General features: G+C 68.4%; 17 protein-coding genes and 1 tRNA gene. 16 read left to right on the top strand and 2 right to left on the bottom strand.

Annotation, left to right across the window (positions count from 1 at the left end; genetic code table 11):
* Positions 1-22 precede the first annotated feature (22 nt).
* The 3 genes from glmS (at position 23) to QUD34_RS03320 (ending at position 2,457) form a co-directional block, all read left to right on the top strand.
* Positions 23-1,855, top strand: a complete 1,833-nt coding sequence (glmS, locus tag QUD34_RS03330) for a glutamine--fructose-6-phosphate transaminase (isomerizing) (protein WP_286355179.1) — start codon at positions 23-25, stop codon at positions 1,853-1,855.
* A gap of 319 nt (positions 1,856-2,174) precedes the next feature.
* Entirely contained in the window at positions 2,175-2,315 is a 141-nt protein-coding gene (locus QUD34_RS03325; RefSeq protein ID WP_286355178.1) for a hypothetical protein, read from the top strand.
* A 67-nt stretch (positions 2,316-2,382) separates the two neighbouring features.
* A tRNA-Val gene (locus tag QUD34_RS03320) sits at positions 2,383-2,457 on the top strand.
* 301 nt (positions 2,458-2,758) lie between these two features.
* On the opposite strand, the gene QUD34_RS03315 is transcribed toward QUD34_RS03320, so the two are convergent.
* Complete coding sequence (locus QUD34_RS03315) at positions 2,759-5,833, bottom strand: BamA/TamA family outer membrane protein (protein ID WP_286355177.1); 3,075 nt, start codon at positions 5,831-5,833, stop codon at positions 2,759-2,761.
* 4 nt (positions 5,834-5,837) lie between these two features.
* Positions 5,838-6,173 carry an STAS domain-containing protein gene (locus tag QUD34_RS03310; RefSeq protein WP_286355176.1) on the bottom strand — a complete coding sequence of 112 codons (336 nt, stop codon included), beginning with the start codon at positions 6,171-6,173 and terminating at the stop codon, positions 5,838-5,840.
* 151 nt (positions 6,174-6,324) lie between these two features.
* Here QUD34_RS03310 and flgB point away from each other — a divergent pair, with 151 nt between their 5' ends.
* From flgB to ispG, 13 genes are all read left to right on the top strand, one after another.
* The gene (gene flgB / locus QUD34_RS03305; protein WP_286355175.1) at positions 6,325-6,744 is read left to right on the top strand and encodes a flagellar basal body rod protein FlgB; all 420 of its coding nucleotides are present in this window, start codon (positions 6,325-6,327) and stop codon (positions 6,742-6,744) included.
* Positions 6,744-7,163, top strand: coding sequence for a flagellar basal body rod protein FlgC (flgC, locus tag QUD34_RS03300; protein ID WP_286355174.1), 420 nt, complete (start codon positions 6,744-6,746; stop codon positions 7,161-7,163). Before flgB ends, flgC begins: the two co-directional genes overlap by 1 nt.
* Positions 7,164-7,240: 77 nt before the next feature.
* Entirely contained in the window at positions 7,241-7,558 is a 318-nt protein-coding gene (fliE, locus tag QUD34_RS03295) for a flagellar hook-basal body complex protein FliE (RefSeq protein ID WP_286355173.1), read from the top strand.
* A 50-nt stretch (positions 7,559-7,608) separates the two neighbouring features.
* Positions 7,609-9,288, top strand: coding sequence for a flagellar basal-body MS-ring/collar protein FliF (gene fliF / locus QUD34_RS03290; RefSeq protein WP_286355172.1), 1,680 nt, complete (start codon positions 7,609-7,611; stop codon positions 9,286-9,288).
* A gap of 3 nt (positions 9,289-9,291) precedes the next feature.
* Positions 9,292-10,296: a flagellar motor switch protein FliG gene (gene fliG, locus QUD34_RS03285; protein WP_286355171.1), complete on the top strand. Its 1,005-nt coding sequence runs from the start codon at positions 9,292-9,294 to the stop codon at positions 10,294-10,296.
* The gene (locus tag QUD34_RS03280; protein ID WP_286355170.1) at positions 10,286-11,017 is read left to right on the top strand and encodes a FliH/SctL family protein; all 732 of its coding nucleotides are present in this window, start codon (positions 10,286-10,288) and stop codon (positions 11,015-11,017) included. The genes fliG and QUD34_RS03280 overlap by 11 nt, the downstream gene beginning before the upstream one ends.
* On the top strand, positions 11,014-12,378 hold the full coding sequence (locus QUD34_RS03275) for a FliI/YscN family ATPase (protein ID WP_286355169.1): 1,365 nt from the start codon (positions 11,014-11,016) through the stop codon (positions 12,376-12,378). Before QUD34_RS03280 ends, QUD34_RS03275 begins: the two co-directional genes overlap by 4 nt.
* Positions 12,378-12,827, top strand: coding sequence for a flagellar export protein FliJ (locus QUD34_RS03270; protein ID WP_286355168.1), 450 nt, complete (start codon positions 12,378-12,380; stop codon positions 12,825-12,827). The genes QUD34_RS03275 and QUD34_RS03270 overlap by 1 nt, the downstream gene beginning before the upstream one ends.
* Positions 12,828-12,843: 16 nt before the next feature.
* Complete coding sequence (locus tag QUD34_RS03265) at positions 12,844-13,389, top strand: MotE family protein (protein WP_286355167.1); 546 nt, start codon at positions 12,844-12,846, stop codon at positions 13,387-13,389.
* A gap of 173 nt (positions 13,390-13,562) precedes the next feature.
* The gene (locus QUD34_RS03260; protein ID WP_286355166.1) at positions 13,563-15,245 is read left to right on the top strand and encodes a flagellar hook-length control protein FliK; all 1,683 of its coding nucleotides are present in this window, start codon (positions 13,563-13,565) and stop codon (positions 15,243-15,245) included.
* 50 nt (positions 15,246-15,295) lie between these two features.
* Positions 15,296-15,946 carry a flagellar hook assembly protein FlgD gene (locus QUD34_RS03255; protein WP_286355165.1) on the top strand — a complete coding sequence of 217 codons (651 nt, stop codon included), beginning with the start codon at positions 15,296-15,298 and terminating at the stop codon, positions 15,944-15,946.
* A gap of 28 nt (positions 15,947-15,974) precedes the next feature.
* Positions 15,975-17,273, top strand: coding sequence for a flagellar hook protein FlgE (locus QUD34_RS03250; RefSeq protein ID WP_286355164.1), 1,299 nt, complete (start codon positions 15,975-15,977; stop codon positions 17,271-17,273).
* Between the two features lie 93 nt (positions 17,274-17,366).
* Complete coding sequence (ispG, locus tag QUD34_RS03245) at positions 17,367-18,473, top strand: flavodoxin-dependent (E)-4-hydroxy-3-methylbut-2-enyl-diphosphate synthase (RefSeq protein ID WP_286355163.1); 1,107 nt, start codon at positions 17,367-17,369, stop codon at positions 18,471-18,473.
* The last annotated feature ends 2 nt before the right edge of the window (positions 18,474-18,475 follow it).

Genomic DNA, 18,475 nt, shown 5'->3' with positions numbered 1-18,475 from the left:
AGCACACCCGTTGGGAGCTCTCATGTGCGGCATCGTCGGTTACATCGGTCAACAGGGCGCCGCCGGCATCCTCGTGAACGGCCTCCGCAGTCTGGAATACCGGGGATATGACAGCGCGGGCGTGGCCCTTTCGGATCCCCAGGACGGGTTCCGGATCATCCGGGCCTCGGGCAAGCTGGTCAACCTCGCGGGCAAGGTGGATCTGACTGATCCCACGCCCCTGGGCATCGGCCATACCCGCTGGGCCACCCACGGCCGGCCCACGGAGGAGAACGCCCACCCCCATCGCAGCGGCGACGGCCAGGTGGTGGCCGTGCACAACGGCATCTTCGAGAACTTCCTGGAGCTGCGCGCCGAGCTGAAGGCCGCGGGCGAGTCGTTCCGTTCCGAAACCGACACCGAGTGCTTCCCAGTGATGGTGTCCCACCTGATGAAGGGCGGCCGGGGCTTCCGGGAGGCCTTCCGGGAGGCCGTGGGGCGCATGAAGGGCATCTACGCCCTGGCCTGCCTCCACGCCTCGGACAAGAACCGCATCCTCGCGGCCCGCAGCGGACCGCCCCTGGTGCTGGGCCTGGGCGAGGGCGAGACCTTCCTGGCCTCGGATGTGGTGCCCCTGCTGCCCCACACCCGCCGGGTGATCTTCCTGGAGGACGGCGATCTGGTGGAGCTGACCCGGGAGGGTGCCCGCATCTTCCGTCTGGACGGCAGCGAGGTGCAACGCCAGGTCCACACCATTCCCTACGATCCCGTGGCGGCGGAAAAGGGCGGCTACAAGCACTTCATGCAGAAGGAGATCTTCGAGCAGCCCCAGGCCCTGTCCAATACGCTGCTGAACCGGCTCCCCCTGGACGGCGAGGCCATTCCCCTGGACCTGCCCTTCACGGACCGGGACCTCGCGGACTTGACCCGCATCCACATCGTGGCCTGCGGCACCAGCTGGCATGCCGGCCTCGTGGGCAAGTTCCTCATCGAGCAGCTGAGCCGCGTCGCCGTGGAGGTGGATTACGCCAGCGAGTACCGCTACCGCGAACCGGTGGTCCAGCCGGGCACCCTCATCGTCGGCATCACCCAGAGCGGCGAGACCGCCGACACCCTCGCCGCCATGAAGGAAGCCGCCATCCGCGGCGCCCGCACGCTGGCCATCTGCAATGTCATGGGCTCCACGGCCACCCGGCAGTCCGAGGCCACGATCCTCACCCATGCCGGGCCGGAAATCGGCGTGGCCTCCACCAAGGCCTTCACCACCCAGCTGGCGGTGCTCACCCTCCTGGCCCTCAAGCTGGGCGAGGCCAAGGGCACGCTCGATCCCAGGCTCAAGGCCGAGCTGTTGCAGGGCCTGCGCGAACTCCCCGCGCACCTGGAACGTCTGAACGCCCTGGAGCCGAAGATCGTCCAGTGGGCCCACCGATGGAAGGACGCCACGGACTTCCTCTACCTGGGCCGCGGCCCCTGCTATCCGATCGCCCTGGAAGGCGCCCTGAAGCTGAAGGAGATCTCGTACATCCACGCCGAGGGCTACCCTGCCGGCGAGATGAAGCACGGCCCCATCGCCCTCATCGACAAGACCCTCCCCGTGGTGGCCCTCATGCCGAAGGATGCCCACCGCGAGAAGACCCTCAGCAACCTCCAGGAGGCCGCCGCCCGCGACGGCCGCATCCTGGCGCTGGTCACCGAGGGCGATACCGGTCTGGCGGGCATCGCGGAGGATGTGCTGGAGCTGCCCGCGATCCATCCCTGGCTGGCCCCCATCGTCTACGCCGTGCCACTGCAGCTGCTGGCCTACCACATCGCCGTGTTGAGGGGCTGTGATGTGGATCAGCCGAGGAACCTGGCGAAGTCGGTGACCGTGGAATAGCCGCGCCCCGGATGTTCCAGGAAAGTCACGGCGGCCCCTCGACTCCCGCCCCATGTTGGACCTGGATCGCCGCCGTTTCGCCTAGACGGGCATCCCCTGGAGTGGAGGCTGCCATGGCTGCCCATTTCCTCCGTCGCCACGACTTCCTGCCATCCCCGGGGCTGGATTGGCTGTTGATCCTCGCCGGGGCCCTGTTCGCCTGGCTCTTCTGGCCCGCCACGCACCATTAACCACCGCCGAGGTCGGTGGAGCGTTGGCGCCGGGCCCGTCTGCGACCCATGTTTGGGGTGGACCGTGGTCCCCCGGATTGGAGGTCGCCATGACCACCCATGCCCACCACCACCCGCACACCCATCTGCCCCTGCGCTTCTTCCCGGTGGAGCACCCCTACGCCGGGGATTGGCTCCTGGTGGCCGCGGGCACCCTGGCCGCCCTGCTGCTCTGGTATTGGAACTCCTGACGAACCCCACCCCCATGACCTGGAGGCTCGACAGCCGCCCCGGTTCCGCTAGAATGGAGCTTCGCGCTGGCGCGTAGCTCAGGGGTAGAGCACTACCTTGACACGGTAGGGGTCGGCGGTTCGAGACCGCCCGCGCCAACCAACGAAAGGCCGCTTTTGCGGCCTTTTCTGTATCTCAAACCGGGCGGTTTCGAAGCGCCGAGAAGCAGCGGTGGCCTGGTAGCGACCGGCGGAGGCGCTCCCGCGGAGCGCCGAAGACGATCAGCCGCGGGGCCAGCCGCGCGCGTGCTGACTCGGGGCTCCGCCCCTCGCCCTTCGGGCGGCAATCCGCTACGCAGATTCCGTCCTATCCTCCCTTCGCTCCGCTTCGGTCGGATGGTCGAGACCGCCCGCGCCAGCCAGTTAGGCCGCTCCCAAGCGGCCTTTTCTGCGTCCCGTTTTGATCAGAACTGGAATCCCGCCGAGATCAGCAGGCTCTTCAACTGGGTGTCCCGCTCGTTCTGAGTCCGGGGGCGGCCCAGGATGCGCTTCCAGTCGGCGGCGTACTCGAGCTTGAGGGGAAAGCCCAGCTTCAGGATCAGGCCTGCGCCCAGCGTGGTGCGGAGGGCCGGGAAGGACGGGCGGATGCTCTTTTGGGGGTCGGTCGGATCGGTTTCGGTGGCCAGGCTGCGGTAGACCTGGCCGCTGTCCACGAAGACCTCCGCCCACACGCTCTGCATGCCGAAGAGGGGGAAGCGGTACTCGAGGTTCATGACCACCAGGGCCTGGCCGCCCAGCGGGATGGGCTGGGCCAGCTCGTGGCCCAGCGAATCTGTCCGCTGGATGTCGCCCAGCATGTCCGGTTCCACGCCGCGGACGGTGAAGGAGCCACCCCCGAAGAAGCGCTCGGACAGGGGGAGGTCCTTGGCGGACTGGGCCGTGGGGCGCGCGAGCCCCAGGCGGGCGCTGGCCATGACCACCCCGTTTTCCGCATGGAAGCCCACGGGCCAGTTCCACTGGTGCCGCAGGTCCAGCTTCACGAAGCTGCTGTTGGTGGAGGTGCCGAAGGCCTGGTTGGCCAGTTCCAGCTTGCCGAGGAAGAAGGTGCCCTGGGTGGGGTCGTAGGGCCGATCCCGGCGGTCCACCGCCACCTGGAGATAGGGGGCGGAGATGATGCTCCGGTCGGGCGTCCGCGCGATGAGGACGAGGTCCTCCTTGCGGTAGAGCGGATGCCCGTCGCTGTCGGTGTTGGCGGCCACCTCCACCCGCTCGAAGCGGTAGCCCAGCTGAACCACCTGCACCGGGCTGATCTTCCACTCCAGGCTCGGCGTGAAGCGCCGGCGGCGCGCGAAGAAGGCGGCCCGCGCCTCCTCGATGTAGGCGCCTTCGACCCGGAACCGCGTCTTCGGCGCCAGCAGCGCATCCAGGGAGCCGGGCAGGAACCAGGGATCGGTGTAGCCGAGGCTGTAGCTGTCCACGGACCGCTTGATCTCGCCCGTGGGGAAGGCCCGCCGCAGGAAGGGGCTGTCGAGGGTCTGATCGCCGGCCCGCAGGCCGGCATCCAGGGTTCGTCCCATGCCGCCCACATTCAGCCGCTGCGCGTTCAGGCCGAAGTGGTAGCCCTGGGTCTTGTCGTAGCCGAAGGATTCCGAGAACACCCAGGGGCTGCGCTCCTGCAGGCGCACGGCCAGGTCCCCGCGCTGCCAAGGCTCCTGTTCCTGATCGGGCAGATCCTTCAAGGTGAGCAGGTCCACGCGCTGGAACGCGCCCAGGCCGCCCAGCTGGATCTGGCCCTGATCGAGTCTCGCGGGATCCAGCGGACTGCCGGGAGCCAGCTCCGTTTCGCGGAGCACGGCCTCCGCGCGCGTGCGGTCGGCGCCCTGGACGACCAGGCGGCGGACGCGATCCAGAGGCTGGGCCGGCACCTGCACCCGCACCACCGGCTGGGTCTCGTCATCCTCGAAAGCCAGCCGCACCTGGGGGTTGGCGGCCCCGGCCGAAGCGAGGCGGCGGCGGAGGTCGGAGACCACCAGGGCCAGGTCGTTCCGCACCAAGGGCAGCGCGGGCTTGAAGGTCAGACGCGCTCCGCCGGCGGTCCCTTCCAGATGCCCCTCGAAGCCCTGGAGATGCCGGCGGTCGGAGCGGTAGTCCGTCGTGCCGCGCACCGGAACGGGCTGATCCGACAACGCCAGCAGCAGGCTCTTGGCCAGCTGATCCCGGGGGAAGGCGGGATCGGCCGGGAGTTCCAGCACCAGCGCATCGAGGAAGCGGCGCTGCCCCTCGCGAATGATGAGGCGCACATCCACGGAGCCGTCCTTGCCGACTTCCACGCGCCGCCGCACCCGCACTTCCGGGAAGCCGCGCTGAAGGTAGTGGGCGGTGAGGCGATCCTCCAGGGCCTTCATGGCCTCGGTCTTGGCGTGCGGGGGCAGAAGCAGGAAGCGCTTCGGCAGACGGACGGCGGCCTGCAGCTCGTCATCGGAGAGTTCGCGGTTCCCTTCGAAGGTGACCCGGCCGAGAACCTTGCGGGGCCCGGGAACCACGGTGTAGGTGATGACCACCGCCTCGGGGCGCTCCGGCGTCCCGGCCGTGACCTCGCGGACATAGGTCACCTGGGCCTCGGGGTGGCCCTGGTCGCGGTAGTAGCCCGTGATCCTTCCGGCACCTTCGTCCAGCAGGCTCGGCGAGTAGCGTTCAGCGCGGGCCATGGGCACGAATTCCGACAACCGGGGCCGGCCGCCCCACAAGGGCCCCAGGAGGCTGAGCCCCTTCGCCTTCAGCGCGACCTTGGGCCCGGGCTTGATCTCCAGGATCATCACGCCGTCTTCGTTTTCCACCGGCAGCAGACGGACCGAGCCTTCCAGCCGCTTGTCCTTCACCAGCCGCTGGCGCAGACGGCGCTGGGCCTCCCGCTGCACGGCGGGGGTCCAGTGGGTCCGCCCCGGCACGATTCCCGCGATCTTCAGCAGGGCCTCGCGCGCATAGGGTGTGGGGTCGCCTTCGAGGCGCACCTCCTGGATGACCCGGGGCGCCCCGAGGCTCAGGATCAGCCGGAGCTTCCGCCCCCCCGCCTCCACCACGGTGCTGACTTTGGCGCGGCGATATCCCGCCTCCCGCAGCCGCTGCTCGGAGTCCCGTTCCAGGGCCTCCAGCCGCTGGGCGCCCAGGCGCTGGCCCTTTCGCAGATCCGCCGGAAGGGTCTTCCGCAGGTCGGCCGGAAGCGGATCGCCCTCCCAGCGCCACTCGGCCACCGGGACCAGGGGATCGAGGCGCAGGAGAACCTCTCCGCCGGCCCCCAGGCTTCCCTCCACGGCGCGGTAGCGATCCGCCAGGCGCACCGCCGCCAGGGCCCGCTGAAAGGCCGCCGGATCCACCACCTGGCCCGGCTGCAGTCCGAGGGCCGCCCGGGCGAATCGGCGATCGTCCTCGTCGCCGCCTTCGATCCGGATGGAGGTCACGGGAGACGACACTGCAGCCTCCTGACCCGCGGCTGGCGCCAGGATCAGGAGGCTGCAACCCAGGGCGGCGCGGACGCGCACCGGCTCAGAATCCGGCCAGGGCTTCGTCCTCGGTGTCCTTCACTTCAAAGACCGAGTGCAGGCTGGTCATCTTGATGAGGCTGAAGATCTTGGAGCTCATGCCGCAGATGCGCAGCTCACCGCCCTTGCCCTTGATGGAGGTGAAGCAGCCCACCAGCTCGCCCACGCCTGAAGAGTCCAGGTAGCTCACTTTGCTGAAGTTGATCACGATCTTGCGGGCGCCGTTCGTCAGGGAGGTGCGAACCGCCTCCCCCAGCTCCTGGTCGCCATCACCCAGGGTGATCTTGCCTTCGGGGTAGAGGATCAGCACATCGTTGTGCTTGCGCGTATTCATGATCATGGGGGCCTCGAGGTGAGCGGTAAGTGTAGCAAAGGTGCCGAGGTGCGGCGCAAGCCCATCCCCAGGGAGGCGCCCGGAAAGGTTCCGGCACGGGGTCTGCATCCTCCTCCCCAGAAGCCGGGTCCGCCCGGCCCATTCTGCAGGGTGCTCCATGTTCGATCTCATCAGCGGCAACGGCATGATCCAGACCATGGATCGAGGCCTGACGCTGGCTTCCAAGCGCCAGACGCTCATCGCCTCCAACCTGGCGAACCTGGATACCCCCGGGTACCGGACCCGCGATTTCAGCTTCGAGGGCGCCATGAAGGCGGCTCTCGATGGGCAATCTTCGCCCAACGCCATGAAAACCACCCACCCCATGCACCTTCAGGGCAGCGGGAGCGAGTCCCTGCCGCCCAGCACCGATCCCCTGCGGCCCAGTTCTGAGCGCAACGATGGCAACGATGTGAGCCTGGACCGGGAGAACATGCTGCTTTCCCGCACCCAGACCACCTACCAGAGCGCCTCCACCTTCATGCAGGTCGAGCTTCGGAAGCTCTACTCCCTCATCCGAGAAGCGAGCGCGCACTGATGAGCATCCCCCAGATCCTCGACATCGCCAGCACCGGCATGGCCGCCCAGCGGCTCCGGGTGCAGCTCATCGCCTCGAACATCGCCAACAGCGAGACCACCCGCACGAAGGAAGGCGGACCCTACCGCCGCAAGGACGCGGTCTTCCAGTCCGAGAACCTCGGCTTCTCCGGCGCCCTGGCGGCGGCCGGCGTGAAGGTCGCCTCCATCCAGACCAGCCAGGAGCCCTTCCTAACCCGTCTGGAGCCCGGACACCCGGATGCCGACGCCGATGGCGTGGTGAGCTACCCCAATGTCAATCCCGTGGAGGAGATGGTGAACCTCACCGAGGCCAGCCGGGCCTACGAGGCCAACATCGCCGTGGTCCGCGCCGCCAAGACCATGGCCACCTCCGCCCTGGAGATCCTCCGCGTGCAGTAGCCTGTCGGATTTTCGACTTGCCCCTTTCCAGCCCCCGACCGATCGTGTGAATGGCCTTACCTCTCTGAGCCGACCCCATGGACCCACTCCAGAACCTCCCCCCACTGTCCCCCCTCAGCCCCGTGTCCGGAACCGCGAAGCCCGGCCAGGGCGGCGTGGGCGGAACGGAAGGGGACCTGAACTTCGGCGACCTCCTCAAGCAGGCCATGCAGGAGGTGAACCAGGTTTCGGCCCAGGCCGAAGGTGAGGCACGGAACTTGATGACAGGGGAGAGTGCAGACATGCACACGGCCATGCTGGCAGTCCAGAAGGCCGATTTAAGCTTCCAGATGATGATGGCCGTGCGATCCAAGCTGATCGACGCCTACCGCGAGGTCATGCGCATGCAGATGTAGCGCTGGCCGAGCTTTCCGGCGCGGCCTCATCCCCTGACTGAGGAACGCCTATGGCCGGGGAAACGAACCTCGCGGAACAACTGACCAGCGCCTTCAAGGGCATGAGCGCCACCCAGCGCGTCATGGTGGCCGCCATTTCCCTGACAGTGCTCATGGCCCTCGGCGGCCTGGGGATCTGGGCGGGCCAGGAATCCAAGAGCATCCTGGCGGCCAACATCTCGCCCCAGGAGGCCAGCTCCATCGTGGCCCAGCTGGACAAGATGCAGGTCCCCTACGAGCTCAGCTCGGACCAGCGGACCATCCTCGTGCCGGAAAGCAAGGTCGGCTCCCTGCGCCTGAAGTTCGCCGGCGACGGTCTGCTGTCGGGCGACAAGCTGGGCTTCGAGAAGCTCGAGAACGCGGGCCTCGGCACCACGGATTTCTCCCAGAAGGTGATCCACCGGCGGGCCATGGAGGCCCAGCTGGCCAAGACGATCATGAGCCTCCAGCAGGTCTCCGAGGCCACCGTCCACATCACCCCTTCCAACGACAGCCCCTTCCTGACCGACAAGGAGGACGCCAAGGCCAGCGTGCTGCTCAAGCTGCGCGGCGCCCGCATGCTTCCCGACGAGAACACCCAGGCCATCGTGAACCTCGTGGCGGCCAGCGTGGAGGGCCTCAAGCCCGAACAGGTCGTGATCATTGACCAGTACAGCCGCATCCTCTCCCGCACGGGCCGCGATCCCATGGTGGGCGCCAGCGATGCCCAGAAGAAGGTCGCCCGCGAGGAGGAGGACCACCTCGTCCGCCGGGTCACCGACATGCTCGAACCCGTGGTGGGCATCGGCAAGGTGCGCGCCACCGCCCATGTGGATCTGGACTTCGACAAGGTGAAGATCAACGAGGAGAAATTCGACCCCCAGGGCCAGGTGGAACGCAGCGTCCAGCAGAAGGACGAGAAGGTCCAGAAGCGTGATTCCGGCGCCGGCGTCCCCGGGACCGCCAGCAATGTGGCACCGGCCAATGCCACCGCCACAGCCGGCGTGGTGGAGAGCTCCGAGAAGAAGGAGACCACCACCAACTACGAGATCACCAAGACCGTGTCCGCCACCGAGCGGGCCACAGGTTCCGTGAAGCGCGTGACCCTGGCCGTGATCGTGGATCACCTCGGCACCTGGGAGAAGGATCCCAAGGGCGAGCCCGTGCTCAAGCAGACGCCGCGGTCCGCGGACGAGCTCAAGAAGATCCGCGACCAGGTGGCCGCCGCCGTGGGCATCCAGCCCAAGCGTGGCGACGAGCTCACCGTGGAGAACATGGCCTTCGCCACCCTGCAGGTGAATCCCAAGGAAGAGGCCGAGGCGAAGAAGCAGTTCTGGGTCGACCTGGTCCGCCAGTTCGCCCCCAGCATCATCTACGCCGTGCTCGGCCTGGCGGTGTTCTTCATGATCATCCTGCCCATGCTCAAGCGCATGTCCGCGGCCATCAACCGGCCCACCCCCCTGCGGGTCGCCAGCGCCGAGGGCGAAGGTGCCACGGGCGGCAGCAGCTCCCCCCGCAAGCCCGTGCAGGTGAAGTCCATGTCGGAGATCGAGGCCGAGATCGAGGCCGAACTGAATGCCGACGCGGCCTTCAGCGCTCCCGAGGCCCGGCGCCGCGAGCTCATCCGGAAGCGGCTCCAGGAGGGCTCCCACGAAGATCCGGAAACCATGGCCTCGCTGGTGCGGTCCTGGCTTCTCGAAGAAGGAAGGTAGGCCATGGCGAAGCTGACCGGCATGCAGAAGGCCGCCGTGCTCATGGTTTCCCTGGGCGACGAGACCGCCGCGAGCATCTTCAAGTACCTCGAGGAGGATGAAATCCAGACGATCTCCCGAGAGATCGCCATCACCAAGCATGTGCAGCCCGAAGTCGCGGAAGAGGTCATGGAGGAGTTCCACACCATGACCCAGGCCCGCAGCTACATCAGCCAGGGCGGCATCGAGTACGCCAAGAAGCTGCTCATCAAGTCCGTGGGCCCGGAAGTGGCGCGCAAGATCATCGACCGCCTCGTGAAGGCCCTGGAATCCAGCGCGGGCTTCACCAGCCTGGAGCGCGCCAATCCCCAACAGCTCTCCAAGTTCATCCAGAACGAGCACCCGCAGACCATCGCCCTCATCCTGGCCCACCTGAACGCCTCCCAGGCCGCCGAACTCATCTCGAGCCTGCCCGAGGCCCTGCGCAGCGATGTGGCCATGCGCATGGCCAGCCTGCAGGAGATCAGTCCCGAGGTGGTGCGCCGCATCAGCCTCATCCTCGAGCAGAAGCTGGAGGCCCTGGGCTCCTTCGCGACGGAAGCCTACGGCGGCGTCCGGGCCGTGGCGGAGCTCTTCAACCGCATGGACCGCAACACCGGCCGCGCCGTGCTGGAGAAGATCGAGACCGAGAACCCCCAGCTGGCCGCCAGCATCCGCGACCTCATGTTCGTCTTCGACGACATCCTGCTCATCGACGACAACGGCATCACCGAGATCCTCAAGCGCGCGGACAAGAAGACCCTCACCATCGCCCTCAAGGGCACCAGCGAGGAGCTGCAGAACCAGTTCTTCCGCAACATGTCCAGCCGCGCCGTGGAACTCATGAAGGAAGAGATGGAGTTCATGGGCCCCGTGAAGCTGAAGGATGTGGAAAAGTCCCAGCACGAGGTCGTGGAGATCGTCCGCCAGCTGGAAGAGGAAGGCGTCATCAGCATCGGCGGTGGCGGGGGCGAGGACTATGTCACGTAAGGGGTTCATCCGGTCCGAGGACATCCAGGGCACGCGCCTGGAGGCTTTCCCCTACTTCCCCGTGGACGCGACGCTCAGCCATGGCGGGCTCGACGAGGGCGGCAGCTCCATCGCCTCGGACCTGGGTGACGAAGCCGCCTCCCAGGTGCCCGTGGAGCAGCGCCTTGTGGACCGTCTCCAGGAAGCGGAGCGCCAGGCCCAGGACATCGCCCGCCGGGCCTACGAGGAGGGCTTCGCCTCGGGCGAGGCCGAGGGCCGCACCTTCGGCGAAAGCCAGTACAAGGGCTACATCCAGCGCCTGGTGGAGCACCTGGACGAGCTGTCCCAGGTGACCCTCGCCCTCCGCGAGGCCCTGAACGAGGAGATGGTGGCCCTGGCCCTGGCCGTGGGCGAGCACCTGGCCGTCCAGCAGATCGACCGTTCCCCCGGCGCGGTGAAGGCGCTGATGGAGGGCGTGCTGGAGGAGCTTCCCTTCCCTCTGCCTCATGGTCGCCGGGAGGGGGAAGCGCCCCTGCTGGTCTTCCTCAACCCCCAGGATCTCAGCCAGGTGGGCGACCAGTTCGTCGGGCACGGGGGCCTGAACCTGACGGCCGACGCCAGCCTGTCGCGCGGCAGCCTGCGGGCCGAGACCCCCCTGGGCGTCCTCAACGGCAGCCTGGAGGGACGCCGCGAGCGCCTCCTGCAGCTCATCGCCCGCATGCGCGAGGACCAGGCCCCATGAGCCCCGCCCTCCTGGATCCCGTGGCCCTCGCGGCCCGCATGCGGGGGCTCCCGAAGGCCGACTGGATGGGTCGGGTCACGAAGGTGGTGGGCCTGGTGGTCGAATCCACGGGCCCCGAATGCTCCGTGGGCGAGCAGATGCTCATCCACGGCCTGGATCAGGCCGGGCGCCCGCGGCTCATCCACGCGGAAGTCGTGGGGTTCTCCGGCCAGCGCGTGCTGCTCATGCCCATCGAAGAGACCGAAGGCATCCGTCCGGGCCTTTGGGTGGAAGGCACCGGCCACCAGTCCGAGCTGCCCCTGTCCGAGGACCTGCTGGGCCGCGTGATCGACCCCCTGGGCAGGCCCCTGGACGGAGGGCCACCCATCGAGGCCATGGCCCATCTGCCCCTCCAGGGCCCGCCGCCCAACCCCATGCGCCGCAAGCGGATCGATCAGGTCCTGTCCACGGGCGTGCGGGCCATCGACGGCCTGCTCACCCTGGGCAAGGGCCAGCGGGTGGGCATTTTTTCGGGATCGGGCGTGGGCAAGTCCACCCTGCTCGGCATGGTGGCGCGCAACACCTCGGCCGAAGTGAATGTGATCACGCTGGTGGGCGAGCGGGGCCGCGAGCTGCGCGAGTTCATCGAGAACGATCTGGGGGAGGAGGGGCTCCGCCGCAGCGTCGTGGTGGTCTCCACCAGCGACCAGACGCCCCTGCTCCGCCTCCGCTGCGCCATGGCCGGCACCACCGTGGCCGAGTACTTCATGCGCCAGGGCAAGGATGTGCTGCTGATGATGGACAGCGTCACCCGCTTCGCCATGGCCCAGCGCGAGGTCGGCCTCAGCGCCGGGGAACCGCCCAGCTCCCGGGGCTACACGCCCTCGGTCTTCGCCCTGCTGCCGCGTCTCATGGAGCGGGCCGGCACCTTCGAGGGCATGGGCTCCATCACCGGCATCTACACGGTGCTGGTGGAGGGCGACGACATGAACGAGCCCATCAGCGACGCCGTGCGCGGCATCCTGGACGGCCATGTGGTGCTTTCGCGCAAGCTCGGCTCGAAGAACCACTTCCCCGCCATCGATGTGCTCGCCAGCCTCTCCCGCCTCTTCAGCGCCCTGGCGCCGCCGGAGCAGAAGCAGCTGGCCAGCAAGCTGCGCGACCTCATGGCCACCTACCAGGACGCCGAGGATCTCATCCAGATCGGCGCCTACACCAAGGGTTCCAGCTCCGCCATCGACCAGGCCATCCAGTTCCAGCCCGCCATCCAGGCCTTCCTCCGCCAGGCCACCGCCGAAGCCTCTGATCATCACCAGGCCATGCTCGCCATGGGCCAGATCTTCGGCATCGACCTCGCGCCGTTCCTGAAGGGACGCGCCTGATGGCCGCCCGGTTCCATTTCCGTCTCGAACCGCTGCGCAAGCTGCGGGAGGCCCTGGAACGCGAGGCCGAACGCGGCCTGGCCCGGGCCCTCCAGGGCGAGCGCGAGGTGCGCGAGCACCTCGAGGACCTGGCCCGGCAGCACCGCGCCATCTTCGAATCCCGCCGCACCGCCTCGGGGCAGGCCCTCGACCTGGAGCTGTGGCGGGCCGGAGAGCGCTTCCTGGTCGTGCTGGAGCGCCGCCAGCTCGAAGGCTACGAACGCCTTCGCGAAGCCGTGGCCCAGGTGGCCGCCGCCCGGGCGGCCCTGGTGCTGGCCCACCGCAACCACCTCATGCTGGTGCGCCTCAAGGAGCGCAGGGCCCTCCTGCATGCCCGGGAACAGCAGCTCCGCGAGATCCTCGACATGGACGAGCTGGCCGTCCTCCGCCACCACCGCCAGAGCGCCTAGACCCCAGGAGTCCCCCATGAACGCCCGCTACCTTCTCTGGATCTCGGCGCCCGTCGTCTTGTCCGCGGGCGTGATCTGGCTGTCCGCCCAGGAACCCAAGGGCGACCCCAAAGGGGCCGCCGCCGAGGGGGTGAAGGTGGCCGAGTTGGCCTCCCAGCTCCAGGCCCGGGAGAAATCCATCGCCCAGAAGGAGGCCGACCTGCGCCAACTGGAACAGCGGCTCAACACCCTGCAGGCCACCCTCGACAAGGACCGCGGCGAGCTCGCCACCCGGGAGAAGGCCGTCCAGGAGGCCCTGGCGAAGCTGGAACAGCTTAAGGTGCGCCCGGTCATCGATACCCAGATCATCCGCACCTACGAGGCCATGGAACCCGCCGCCGGAGCCCAGGCCATGAAGGAGCTGGCCGGCCAGAACATGGATGTGGCCGTGGCCCTCCTCGCGGGCATGACCCCCAAGAAGGCCGCCAAGCTCATGGACCAGCTGGCCCCCCTGGATGCGAAGCTGGCGGGCCGCCTGTCCGAGCGGGTGGGCCTGAGCAAACCGAAGGATTCCGCCGCCTGAGACGGTCGGCGGCTCGAGCAGGTCTTCCGCAGGAGCCGCGGGGGTCCGGGGGGACATCGCGAGCGAAGCGAGCAGGCGGTCCCCCCCGAGAACATGAGTCATTTTCTGCCCAATGACCGCGGCACGGTCCTGGCGCTGGAAACCTACCCGGAAGGTCCGGGCGCGGAGTTTCCATGCTTCCAGCCGGTGCGACAGCAGTCCTTGCAGTCCCCGAACGCCCCCTGGCGGAGCGCCCGGAAGCCAGGGAACCCGAGGCTTCCGACGGCCAGTTTGCCGGGCTGATGGCCCAATTCGTCCAGGCGCCCTCCCAGAACCCGTCCCCCATGTCGGGCCAGGCTTCAGGCCAGGCAGAGCAGACGGAGACGCCCGTGAACGAGAGCGGCCAGGCGCGGCCTGAGCCTGCGGGACCCGAGGCGCCACGCCGCGAAGCCGCGGCTCGAGCCCAGGCCCCCCAAACCCAGGACACCAAACCCGAAGCCCCGACCACCCCTCCCACCAAGGCCACGGCCGCGAGTGAGAAGACCGAGGGTACCCAGGACATGGCTGCCCCCGCAGCGGGGACGCCCGCAGCAACCGCCCCGGTCGCGCCTCCCCCCGCGGCACTGGCTCCCGCCACTGTGACGCCCCAACCGGCCCCCTCCGGGGCGGCCACCGAGGTCGCCAAAGGTCCGGGAACGCCCGCTCAGGTGCTGGCGGCCTCCACCCCGGCCGTCCTCCCCGGGGACCCCGTTCTTCCCGTGCCCACCCCCTCGAAGGGTGAGGCGGCTCCGGAAGTCCCGGCCCCGGCCTCCGCCTCGACGCCACAGACGCCCCAGGCCACGGTACCCGTCGCTTCACCGGCCCCCGCCCACAACCCCAACCCGCTTGACCCGGCCACGCCTGCGGCCCAGGCCGCCCTGCCGATCGCGGACATTCAAGGCCCTCCAGCCCAGGACCCCGGCGCCAAGGGTGCCGGAACCCCGGCAGTCCTTGCCGTGACTCCACCCCCAACACCTCAGGCCCCGGTCCAATCGACCATGCCCGATCTCAAGGAGGCCAACCCGACCTCCAAGAAGACCGCCACCCCCCAACCCGCCGCCCCTCCGAAGGCAGCCGTTGAAACGGCGGTTCCCCTGGTGGCGCCTGGACCCAGCGCCCCGCCCGCGCCGGGACTGCGCACCGCAGATCTGCGCCAGGACCGGATCAAGGCTTCAGACGCCACAAGCCCTGCCGTCTCCGAGGCCCCCACCGACCCTGCCGTCGCCGCGGCATCTCCAGCCGCTCAGCCCGCGGAGCCCCCGCCCCTGAAACCGGAAGCGGGCTTCCTGCTGCCCGAAACGGCGATGCCGCGGGTGGCGACGCATGCAGAGACCTCGGCCATGACTGCCGCCGGAACTCCGATCGCACCGTCAGGCCGGGCCTCGGTGCCAGCCCCAGTCGCTCCGGCCGCCCCCCCCAGCGCCCCTCCGCCGGCCCCCGCCGGCCCCATCGCCCAGATCGACGGGAGCCTCCGCTGGATGCTCAAGGGCGGGGCCCAGGAAGCCCGCCTCCAACTGCACCCGGAGTCCCTGGGTCAGGTGACCATCCATCTCCGCGTCGAAGGCGGCGAGGTCCATGCCCGTCTGTGGGTCACCGAACCCGCCTCGGTCCAGGCCGTCCAGGAAGGCCGTCCGCACCTGGAGCAGTCCCTCCGGGAGCAGGGCCTTCAGCTGGGCAGTTTCGATCTCCAGCAGGGCCATCGCCCCTTCCAGGAGGCGCCCCCGCCGCCGACCTTCCGGGATCGCTCCCCGCTCGCGGGGCTGGCAGCCCGGCAAGAAGCACCCGCAGCCCTGGCTCCGTCCATCCTGAACCCGCACCATGTCGAGCTCTACGCCTGATCGGCACGCTTCCTGTTCTCACCCCCCTGGAGGTCCCTATGGAAACCGGCATGATCAGCGCGACCACCGCCGCCACCACCACGACCAATAAGACGGCTACGGCCAAGAACGCCCTGGACAAGGACGGATTCCTCAAGCTGCTGGTCGCCCAGCTGAAGAACCAGGACCCCACGGGGGCCGGCCAGGATCCCAACCAGATGGTCCAGCAGCTCACCAGCTTCTCGAGCCTGGAGCAGAGCCAGCAGACCAACACCCTGCTGACGGGCCTCCAGACCCAGACGGCTGGCCTCTTCCAGGCCCAGACGGCCGGCCTGGTGGGCAAGACGGTGAAGGTGGACGGCTCCGGCTTCAACCTGAAGTCCGGCCAGGCCACCATGAACCTGGAGCTCGCCTCCGCGGCCAATGTGACCGTGACCGTGCGCGACGCCACCGGCAATGTGGTGGCCACCCTGCCCCAGGGCCACCTCAACCGGGGTGCCTCGACCCTTGCCTGGGACGGCAAGGATGCCTCGGGCACGCCGCTGCCGGACGGCGCCTACAAGGTGGAGGTCTCGGCCACCGGCGACGACGGCAAAGCCGTGAGCTTCCGCACCAGCCTGACCCTGAAGGTGGACGCCGTGACCTTCAAGGACAACGGCATCTACCTGGCTTCGGGAGGCAACATCTTCTCCCTCGCCGATGTCCTCGAAATCACTGCCTGAACCCGACCCCAGACCCCAGGAGAACCCCATGAGCCTCTACTCCGCCTTCTACTCCGGCCTTTCGGGCCTGTCCACCAACGCCAGCGCCCTGAATGTGATCGGCAACAACCTGTCGAACATCAACACGGTCGGTTTCAAGGGCTCCAGCACGACCTTCCGCGACATCTTCAGCACGAGCCTGGGCGGCGTGTCCACGCAGGGGAACGGCAACCCCATCCAGTTCGGCCTGGGCGTTCAGACCAACAGCGTGAGCCAGGACTTCTCCCAGTCCTCTTTCCAGAGCACGGGGAACGCCCTCGACATGGCCATCCAGGGCAACGGGTTCTTCACCCTCCAGACCTCCGATGGCCGCCAGGTCTTCAGCCGGGCCGGCAACTTCACCCGCAACAACGCCGGCTTCCTGGTGGCCAGCGACGGTGCCAATGTCATGGGCTGGAACCGGGACACGGCCACGGGCCTGGTGAATACCTCCGCCTCCCTGGCTCCCATCCGCATCGATGCCAGCACCACCGCCAGCGCCTTCGCCACCCAGAATGTGCGCCTGGGCATCAACCTGAACGCCTCCACCTTCGACCCCACTTCGACGGTCCCCCCCAGCACCCCCGCCTCCTCGCTCACGACCCCCATCCAGGTCTACGACAGCCAGGGCAACGCGCAGAACATCATCGTCACCTACACGAAGACGGGACCCAACACCTGGGACTACGCGGCCTCCGTCTCCGCCCCGGCCACCATCGGCGGAGGCGCCTCGGGCACCCTCACCTTCAGCGCGGCCGGCACCCTGCTGACCATCAATGGCCTCGCCCCCACCGCCGGCAACAACCCCAAGCTGACCGCCATCAACTGGAACAACGGGACCGCCACCCAGGACATCACCTGGAACATCGTCAACCCCGACAACTCCGTCAACCTGACCCAGTATTCCGCGGCCAGCACCACCAGCAGCAGCTTCCAGGACGGCTACGCGGCCGGCACCCTGCGCGACCTGACGGTGGACCAGAACGGCATCATCAGCGGCACCTTCACCAACGGCCAGGTCATCTCCCTTGCCCAGGTGGCCCTCTCCAGCTTCAACAATGTGAACGGCCTGGTGCAGACCGGCAACAACCACTGGGGCCAGAGCCTCGCCTCGGGTTCGCCCACCGTCGGCCTGGCCAACCAGGGCGGTCGCGGCGGCGTGCTGGGCTCCAACCTCGAGCTCTCCAATGTGGATGTGGCAGGCGAATTCACCAAGCTCATCCTCAGCCAGCGCGGCTACCAGGCCAATTCCCGCATCGTGACCACCACCGACGAGCTGCTCCAGGAAACCCTGAACCTCAAGCGGTAACAGGAGTTCCCGTTCTTCGCGCGGCCCGTCCGGGCCGCGCGTCGCGTACCGCCGTCCATAGGCGGGTAAACTGGGATCTTTGACCGAGGCCCCATGTCCGATCAGGAACTCCAGCCCCTCGCCCCCCGCCGGAAGACCCGCCAGATCCTGGTGGGCAAGGTGCCCGTGGGCGGGGACGCCCCCATCAGCGTCCAGAGCATGACCAAGACGGACACCCGGGATGTGGAGGCCACGGTCAACCAGATCTACGGCTACGCCAACGCCGGCTGCGAGATCGTGCGAGTGAGCGTGCCCACCAAGAAGGCCGGCGAAGTCTTCCACGAGATCTGCGACCGCAGCCCCATCCCCGTGGTGGCCGACATCCACTTCGACTACCGCCTGGCGCTGGTGGCCGCGGACGGTGGCGCCGCCTGCCTGCGCATCAATCCCGGCAACATCGGCGGCCAGGACCGCGTGAGGGCCGTGGTGGACAAGGCCGGATCCCTGGGCATCCCCATCCGCATCGGCGTGAACGGCGGCAGCCTCGAGAAGGACCTGCTGGAGAAGTTCGGCACCGCCACACCCGAGGCCATGGTGGAGAGCGCCCTGCGCCACATCGAGGTCCTCGAGCGCGAGGGCTTCCGCGACATCAAGATCAGCCTCAAGGCCAGCGATGTGATCCGCACCGTGCAGGCCTACCGCCTGCTGGCGAAGCAGGTGGACTACCCCTTCCACCTGGGGATCACGGAAGCGGGCACGCCCTTCGGCGGCACCATTCGTTCGAGCGTCGGAATGGGTATCCTCTTGGCCGAGGGCCTGGGCGACACCATCCGCGTCTCGCTGACGGGCGACGGTGAAGACGAATGCCGCGTGGGTCACGAGATGCTGCGGGCCCTGGCCCTGCGCAGCGGTGGCTTCCGCATGGTGAGCTGCCCCAGCTGCGGCCGGGTGCAGATCGACCTCAACCGCGTGGCCAACGAGATCGAGGAGGGCCTCAAGGCCATCAACCACGAGAACATCACCTACGCCGTCATGGGCTGCGTGGTGAACGGGCCCGGCGAGGCCAAGGACGCGGATCTCGGCGTGGCCGGCGGCGCCGGCGAAGGCCTCATCTACCGCAAGGGCGAGCTCATCCGGAAGGTGAAGGAGGAGGATCTGGTCCCCGCTTTCCTCGAGGAAGCCCGGAAAGTGAAGGCCGAGGCGGATGCGGCGAAGGCCTAGGG

Source organism: Geothrix oryzae, assembly GCF_030295385.1.
GTDB lineage: Bacteria > Acidobacteriota > Holophagae > Holophagales > Holophagaceae > Geothrix > Geothrix oryzae.
This window is presented reverse-complemented; position numbering and strand designations above follow the sequence as displayed.